A 6,954-nucleotide genomic window follows, 5' to 3' on the forward strand; every position below is an offset into this window, starting at 1 on the left:
TCCCAAGTTTTCTTCCGTTTACGTCCCATTTTAGGTACTCTCCCTCTTATTTTCTCAAGAATAGTATACCCGTTTTTCTTGTATTGTGCCAGCCAGTTAAGAAGTATCGTACGACTTGGGAGACCGTATTCAAGAGAAACTCTATCTTGAGACCAGTTTTCATGTAGGACTTTATCAATCATTTCTTGTTTTAGTTCTGGAGAATAGTAACGATTCTTGCCTTTTTTGACGAACTCTATTCCGTAACGATCCATCAATTTAATCATGTATCTAAGATTAGAACTGTTTATCCCAAATTTATTTGAAAGTTGCTCTAAGCTATATCCTTGTTTTCTAAGTTCATAGATCTGAACTTTATCCTCATAACTCAATTTCATAATAAAACACCCCAAAAGTTAGATTTTTTCTGTCTAACTTTTGGGGTGCGGTTCATTTGAAACTGACGTTTTTTTGTATGCTTATTTTGACTTGATGTAGTTGATACCGTCTGCCTTAGGTGCAACTGCTTTTCCAAAGAAGGCTGCTAAGACAAGGATGGTCAAGACATAAGGTGCGATTTGAAGGTAAACCGCTGGCACTCCTTGTAGGAAAGGCAACTGAGAACCGATAACTGCCAAACTTTGTGAAAGTCCAAAGAAGAGACTAGAAAGCATAGCACCGATTGGGTTCCATTTACCAAAGATCATCGCAGCAAGAGCGATAAATCCAGGACCGACAATAGTTGTCACTGAGAAGTTTACAGAAATGGATTGAGCATAAATCGCTCCCCCAATTCCCCCAAGGAAACCTGAAATGATAACCCCAAGATATCGCATCTTGTAGACATTGATCCCCAAGGTATCTGCTGCCTGAGGATGTTCACCGACAGAGCGAAGGCGAAGACCAAAGCGTGTCTTAAAGAGAATAAACCAAGCAAGGAAAGAGAAGGCAATCGCGATATAACCTAGTAGACTAGTAGATTTGAAGAAGATATCACCAATCACTGGGATATCAGCCAAAACTGGGAAATCAAAACGTCCAAAAGTCTGACTTAGGTTATCAGTTTGCCCTTTGTTATAAAGAACTTTTACTAAGAAAACGGCTAAGGCAGGAGCCATCAAGTTCAATACTGTACCACTGACGACATGGTCTGCACGGAAATGAACCGTTGCAACTGCATGGATGAGGGAGAAAATAGCTCCCACAACGCCTGCAACTAACAAGGAAATCCAAGGAGTCGCTGCTCCAAGTTGTTCTGCAAACTCAAGGTTAAAGACAACTCCAGAAAAGGCACCCATAACCATAATTCCTTCAAGGCCGACGTTTACCACACCACCACGTTCGGAGAAAACTCCTCCGATACTCGTAAAAATAAGTGGTGCTGAGTAAATCAGCATAGAAGAGACTAAGAGGGTGAGTAATGTTGTAATAGACATCCTTACTTACCTCCTTTAACTTGTTTTTTGGGTTTGACAAAGCGTTCGATAAGGTAATGAACACTGACAAAGAAGATAATAGACGCTGTTACAATGCTGACAAGCTCAGACGGTACCTGCGCCGCATTCATACCAGGGGCTCCAACTTGGAGAACACCAAATAGGAAGGCTGCAAAGAGAATACCGATTGGAGAGTTTGCTGCAAGGAGACTAACTGCCATCCCGTTAAATCCGATAGCCAATGACGAACCTTGAACATAAACGTTTTGGAAAGTTCCAAGTCCTTCTACAGCTCCACCAAGACCTGCCAAGGCACCAGAGATAATCATTGATAGGATGATTGTACGTTTTGCTGAAATACCAGCGTACTCTGAAGCATGGGGATTAAGACCAACTGCTCGAATTTCAAAACCGAGAGTTGTTTTCTTGAGCAAGAACCAAATCACACCAACAGCAATGATTGCAAAGAAGATCCCGATATTCATACGAGAATTCCCAGTCAACTCTGATAACCAGGGTGTCTGATAAGTAGCATTGGCACTGACACGAATGGTCGAATCTGTACTTTGCATAATATCCTTAGGAAAGGCATGAATAAAGGCATTTCCCACATACAATACGATATAGTTCATCATGATAGTCACGATAACCTCTGACGTACCGAGATAGGCTCTGAGGATACCTGGAATCGCACCAACAATTCCACCTGCAATCAGGGCAATGACCACTGTTAATGGAATCAAAACGAGGCGTGGCATATCTGGATTTGACAAGGCAAACCAACCACTGAGAATCCAGCCCGCTAGAGCTTGACCTGGCAAACCGACATTAAAGAAACCTGCTCGACTGGCAACCGCAAAACCAAGCCCTATTAAAACAAGGGGACCCATGGCACGGAAAATCTCACCAATACCACGGAGGCTACCAAAAGCTGTATAGAACAACTCCTCATAACCCCAGATAGCATCGTAGCCGAAGATCCACATGACAATGGCTCCGAGCAAGATTCCTAAGAATACGGAAATCAAGGGAACCGAAATTTGTTGTAATTTTTTAGGCATCACTCTTCTCCTTTCCCAAGTTTCCACCTGCCATCAAGACACCAAGTTCTTGTTTGTTCGTTGTTTCTGGCGACACAATACCTTGAATCTTACCGTCATGAATAACAGCAATTCGGTCTGAGACATTTAAAATTTCATCCAATTCAAAGCTGACAACAAGAACTGCTTTCCCATTATCACGCTCTTCAATCAAACGTTTGTGGATATACTCAATGGCACCGACGTCCAACCCACGAGTTGGCTGGCTGACGATAAGGAGATCAGGATCACGGTCAATCTCACGAGCAATAATTGCTTTTTGTTGATTACCTCCTGAAAGAGCTGCTGCTGGAACAAATTCGCTTGCCGCACGGACATCAAATTCTTCCATCAATTTTTTAGCATGTGAAGTGATATTGGCATAGTTTAAGATACCATTCTTACTGAGTGGTTCTTTATAATAGGTTTGAAGAGCGATATTTTCTGAAATCATCATCTCTAAAATCAAACCATCACGGTGACGGTCTTCTGGAACGTGCCCAACACTCAACTCTGTAATCTGACGTGGGTGCAAGCCTACAATTGAATCTCCTTTTAGCTCAATACTACCAGACTCAACCTTGCGAAGACCTGTAATGGCTTGAATCAGTTCAGACTGGCCATTTCCATCAATCCCCGCAATACCGACAATTTCACCAACACGAACATCCAAAGAAAGATTCTTCACAGCTGGTACACCGCGGTTTTCATTGACTACCAAGTCTTTAATAGACAAGACTACTTCTTTTGGTTGAGAGGCTTGTTTCTCTGTTTTAAAGGAGACAGAGCGTCCAACCATCATTTCTGCCAAGTCAGCATTGGTTGCCCCTGCAATCTCAACCGTCTGGATTGATTTCCCACGACGGATAACCGTAACGCGGTCAGAAACTGCGCGAATCTCATCCAACTTGTGGGTAATCAAAATGATGGATTTCCCTTCTTTGACAAGATTCTTCATAATCTCCATCAATTCATCAATCTCTGAAGGAGTCAAAACAGCCGTCGGTTCGTCAAAGATAAGGATATCAGCCCCCCGATAAAGGGTTTTTAAAATTTCTACACGTTGTTGGGCTCCAACTGAGATGTCTGCCACCTTGGCAGAAGGATCCACTGCTAAACCATAACGTTCAGAAAGAGCCTTAATTTCTTTGCTAGCTCCAGCGATATCTAGCACACCATTTTTAGTTGATTCACTACCTAAAATGATGTTTTCAGCAACTGTGAAGGCTTCTACTAACATAAAGTGCTGGTGAACCATTCCGATTCCCAAGCTAGCTGCTTTAGATGGTGAATCAAGATTGACAACTTGACCGTTGACCACAATTTCACCACTGGTTGGTTCAAGAAGCCCTGCCAGCATGTTCATCAGAGTGGATTTACCCGCTCCATTTTCTCCTAAAAGTGCATGGATTTCACCTTTTCTCAGTTGCAAGTTGATTTTGTCGTTTGCTACAAATTCACCAAACACCTTGGTAATATCCCGCATCTCAATGACATTTTCGTGTGCCATGTGCTCTTCCTTTCAGAGTCTTATTTTATTTCAATAAAACTTGCTAGTTTCTCTAGTAGCAAGCTTTACTGAGGCAAAATGACTTTGTCTCAACTCTTAAAAAAGCGGCCTAGGGCCGCTTCCTAAGAAATGACTTTTATCCATTATTTTTCAGGAACTTTTACGCTTCCATCAAGGATTTTAGCTTTAGCATCTTCGACAGCTTTTTTACCTTCTTCTGAAAGGTTTGTTACTGCCAAGTCAACCCCTTTATCTTTCAATGAGTAAACGATCACTTGACCGCCAGGGAATTCACCTTTTTCTGCTTTGTTAGCAATATCTTTTACAGTTGTACCAACTTGTTTCAAAGTAGATGCAAGAACAAAGTTTGATTCTTTGCCATCTTTAGAAGTGTACTTACCTTCTGCTACTTGGTCACGGTCAACACCGATAACCCAAACTTTTTCATTTTCAGCACGGCTTTCGTTAAGTGATTTTGCTTCTGCAAAGACACCAGCACCTGTTCCACCAGCTGCTTGGTAGACAACGTCTGCACCTGCAGCATATTGAGCTGCTGCAATTGTTTTACCTTTAGCAGCATCACCAAATGAACCAGCATAGTCAACTTGTACTTTGATAGATGGATCTACAGATTCAACACCCGCTTTAAATCCAGCTGCAAAACGTGAGATAACTTCAGACTCAATACCACCTACAAAACCAACTTGTTTTGTTTTAGTTGTTTTAGCCGCTGCAACACCCGCAAGGTAAGCAGCTTCGTTATCAGCAAATGTTACGCTAGCAACATTTTTTTGATCCTTAATCACATCATCAATCAAGACATAGTTCAAATCAGAGTGGTCTTTTGCTGCTTCTTCAACCGCATTGTGAAGGGCAAAACCAACACCGAAGATTAGGTTGTAACTTCCAGCCGCTTGTTGCAAGTTGTTAGCATAGTCAGCTTCACTTGTTGATTGGAAGTAAGTATAACCTTTATCTTTTGAAAGATTGTGTTCTTTACCCCAGTCTTGCAAACCTTCCCAAGCTGATTGGTTAAATGATTTATCATCAACACCACCAGTATCTGTTACGATTGCTGCTTTCGTCTTCATTTCAGATGAAGATGAAGCTGCGTTACGAGAAGAGCGGTTACCACATGCAGCAAGTCCAACTGCTGCTACTGCAACTAGACCAAGGCCTAGCCATTGTTTCTTGTTCATTACTGAACCTCCTAAATAAGATGTGCAACGATGTTGCAAGTATGGATTGGTTGGTCACAAGGACCGTGCCACTCAGAGAGTGGAGCAGACTAGTTTAAGTCTGTAAATGAGTATGGAAGTAACTCCCCGACCGTCATCTCGACCGTCGATTTATCTTTAGCGACTAAGGTCACTTTTAGATCTTGTTCAAAAAATTCAACCATGACCTGGCGACAAGCACCACATGGCGAGATAGGTTTTTCAGTTTGACCGTAGACAATCAACTCTGAAAATTCCCGTTGTCCCTCCGAAACTGCTTTGAAGATAGCTGTACGCTCCCCACAATTAGTCAAGGGATAACTAGCATTCTCGATGTTCACACCCGTATAAATACTACCATCCTTAGCTACTAAAACAGCTCCAATAGGAAAGTGAGAATAGGGTACGTAGGCATTCTTGCTGGTTTCAATTGCTAGTTCAATCAACTCAGTAGTCGCCATCAGCCAATTCTCCTTTTAAGATTGCTACACCAGCGGATGTTCCAATACGAGTAGCACCTGCCTCCACAAAGGCAAGAGCGTCCGCGTAAGAACGAGCTCCACCGGCAGCCTTAACTCCCATATCTGGCCCAACTGTTTTACGCATCAACTTAACATCCTCTATAGTGGCACCACCAGTTGAAAATCCAGTTGATGTTTTGACAAAGTCAGCACCTGCTCTCTGGGATAATTGGCAAGCCACAACCTTTTCATCGTCTGTCAACAAGCAAGCTTCGATAATAACTTTCACCAACTTGTCACCACTTGCTTCGACGACAGCACGGATGTCCGATTCAACTAAATCCAGATTGCCTGATTTGAGGGCACCGACATTGATAACCATATCAATCTCATCTGCACCGTTTTGGACAGCTTCTTTTGTTTCAAAAGCTTTCACAGCAGAAGTTGTTGCTCCCAAAGGAAAACCTACTACTGTACAAACCTTTACATCTGAGCCTTCAAGTCCTGTTTTCGCATGTTTAACCCATGTGGGATTGACACAAACGCTGGCAAAGTCATACTCACGCGCTTCAGATAGCAAACGATCAATTTGTTCTTGACTTGCATCTTGCTTCAAAAGCGTATGATCGATATATTTATTTAACTTCATATTCGGATTCTCCCTGGTTTTATGAGATAATTTCTATAATTTCTCGTAAACTTTGCACTCCATCATTTATTTTAACATATTTTTGAAATTCTGTAACTAGTTCAGAAGAAATTTTTCCATTTGTATAAACTTTTGCAACAATTTCACCCTTTTGAACGGAATCTCCAACTTTCTTTTCAAAAACAATCCCTGTTTCATAGTCCAAGTCATCAGACTTGACTGCACGACCAGCTCCTAGTCTCATGGCATAGAGTCCAAATTCCATTGCAGGAAGAGCTGAAATAACACCCGTTTCTTGAGCAGGGATTTCCACCACATGGGCAACTTTGACGGGGCGATAGAGATCTTCTAAATCACCGCCTTGTGCTGCTACCATTTCTTCAAACTTAGCCAGTGCTTGACCATTTTCCAGGTGTTGACGGATTTCCTCGATCGTTTTTTCAACATCAGCCAATCCAAGCATAATCTGAGCTAGCTCGCAGATAAAGTGACTAATATCTTCTCGGCCATTTCCTTTGAGAATCTCGATTGCCTCAAGGATTTCGAGACGATTGCCAATAGCTTTTCCCAAGGGTTGGCTCATATCAGTAATGACTGCTACTGTCTTTCGACCAACAGCCTTA

At 42.1% G+C, this 6,954-nt stretch carries 6 protein-coding genes and 2 pseudogenes; all 8 read right to left on the minus strand.

The genetic code is table 11. The features are described 5' to 3' along the window. Window positions 1-377: pseudogene (locus HMPREF9184_RS06930) on the minus strand (IS3 family transposase); the annotation flags it as partial. Window positions 378-458: 81 nt separating this feature from the next. Continuing rightward, window positions 459-1,415, minus strand: coding sequence for an ABC transporter permease (locus tag HMPREF9184_RS06935; RefSeq protein WP_000029137.1), 957 nt, complete (start codon window positions 1,413-1,415; stop codon window positions 459-461). Between the two features lie 2 nt (window positions 1,416-1,417). Beyond that, window positions 1,418-2,476, minus strand: coding sequence for an ABC transporter permease (locus tag HMPREF9184_RS06940; RefSeq protein WP_001124871.1), 1,059 nt, complete (start codon window positions 2,474-2,476; stop codon window positions 1,418-1,420). Next, window positions 2,469-4,004 carry an ABC transporter ATP-binding protein gene (locus HMPREF9184_RS06945; protein WP_000929839.1) on the minus strand — a complete coding sequence of 512 codons (1,536 nt, stop codon included), beginning with the start codon at window positions 4,002-4,004 and terminating at the stop codon, window positions 2,469-2,471. The genes HMPREF9184_RS06940 and HMPREF9184_RS06945 overlap by 8 nt, the downstream gene beginning before the upstream one ends. Window positions 4,005-4,147: 143 nt before the next feature. Next, on the minus strand, window positions 4,148-5,203 hold the full coding sequence (locus HMPREF9184_RS06950; protein WP_001036154.1) for a BMP family lipoprotein: 1,056 nt from the start codon (window positions 5,201-5,203) through the stop codon (window positions 4,148-4,150). A gap of 89 nt (window positions 5,204-5,292) precedes the next feature. After that, window positions 5,293-5,682 carry a cytidine deaminase gene (locus tag HMPREF9184_RS06955; protein WP_000246105.1) on the minus strand — a complete coding sequence of 130 codons (390 nt, stop codon included), beginning with the start codon at window positions 5,680-5,682 and terminating at the stop codon, window positions 5,293-5,295. Next, window positions 5,669-6,331, minus strand: a complete 663-nt coding sequence (deoC, locus tag HMPREF9184_RS06960; RefSeq protein ID WP_000773702.1) for a deoxyribose-phosphate aldolase — start codon at window positions 6,329-6,331, stop codon at window positions 5,669-5,671. Before deoC ends, HMPREF9184_RS06955 begins: the two co-directional genes overlap by 14 nt. Window positions 6,332-6,350: 19 nt before the next feature. Beyond that, window positions 6,351-6,954, minus strand: a pseudogene (deoA, locus tag HMPREF9184_RS09980) (pyrimidine-nucleoside phosphorylase); the annotation flags it as partial.

Source organism: Streptococcus sp. oral taxon 058 str. F0407, from assembly GCF_000235485.1.
Lineage (GTDB): Bacteria > Bacillota > Bacilli > Lactobacillales > Streptococcaceae > Streptococcus.

What these genes read in the sequence shown, in the direction of transcription:
- HMPREF9184_RS06935 (WP_000029137.1), bottom strand. Translation starts at nt 1,415, where the DNA reads ATGTCTATTACAACATTACTCACCCTCTTAGTCTCTTCTATGCTGATT.
- HMPREF9184_RS06940 (WP_001124871.1), bottom strand. Translation starts at nt 2,476, where the DNA reads ATGCCTAAAAAATTACAACAAATTTCGGTTCCCTTGATTTCCGTATTC.
- HMPREF9184_RS06945 (WP_000929839.1), bottom strand. Translation starts at nt 4,004, where the DNA reads ATGGCACACGAAAATGTCATTGAGATGCGGGATATTACCAAGGTGTTT.
- HMPREF9184_RS06950 (WP_001036154.1), bottom strand. Translation starts at nt 5,203, where the DNA reads ATGAACAAGAAACAATGGCTAGGCCTTGGTCTAGTTGCAGTAGCAGCA.
- HMPREF9184_RS06955 (WP_000246105.1), bottom strand. Translation starts at nt 5,682, where the DNA reads ATGGCGACTACTGAGTTGATTGAACTAGCAATTGAAACCAGCAAGAAT.
- deoC (WP_000773702.1), bottom strand. Translation starts at nt 6,331, where the DNA reads ATGAAGTTAAATAAATATATCGATCATACGCTTTTGAAGCAAGATGCA.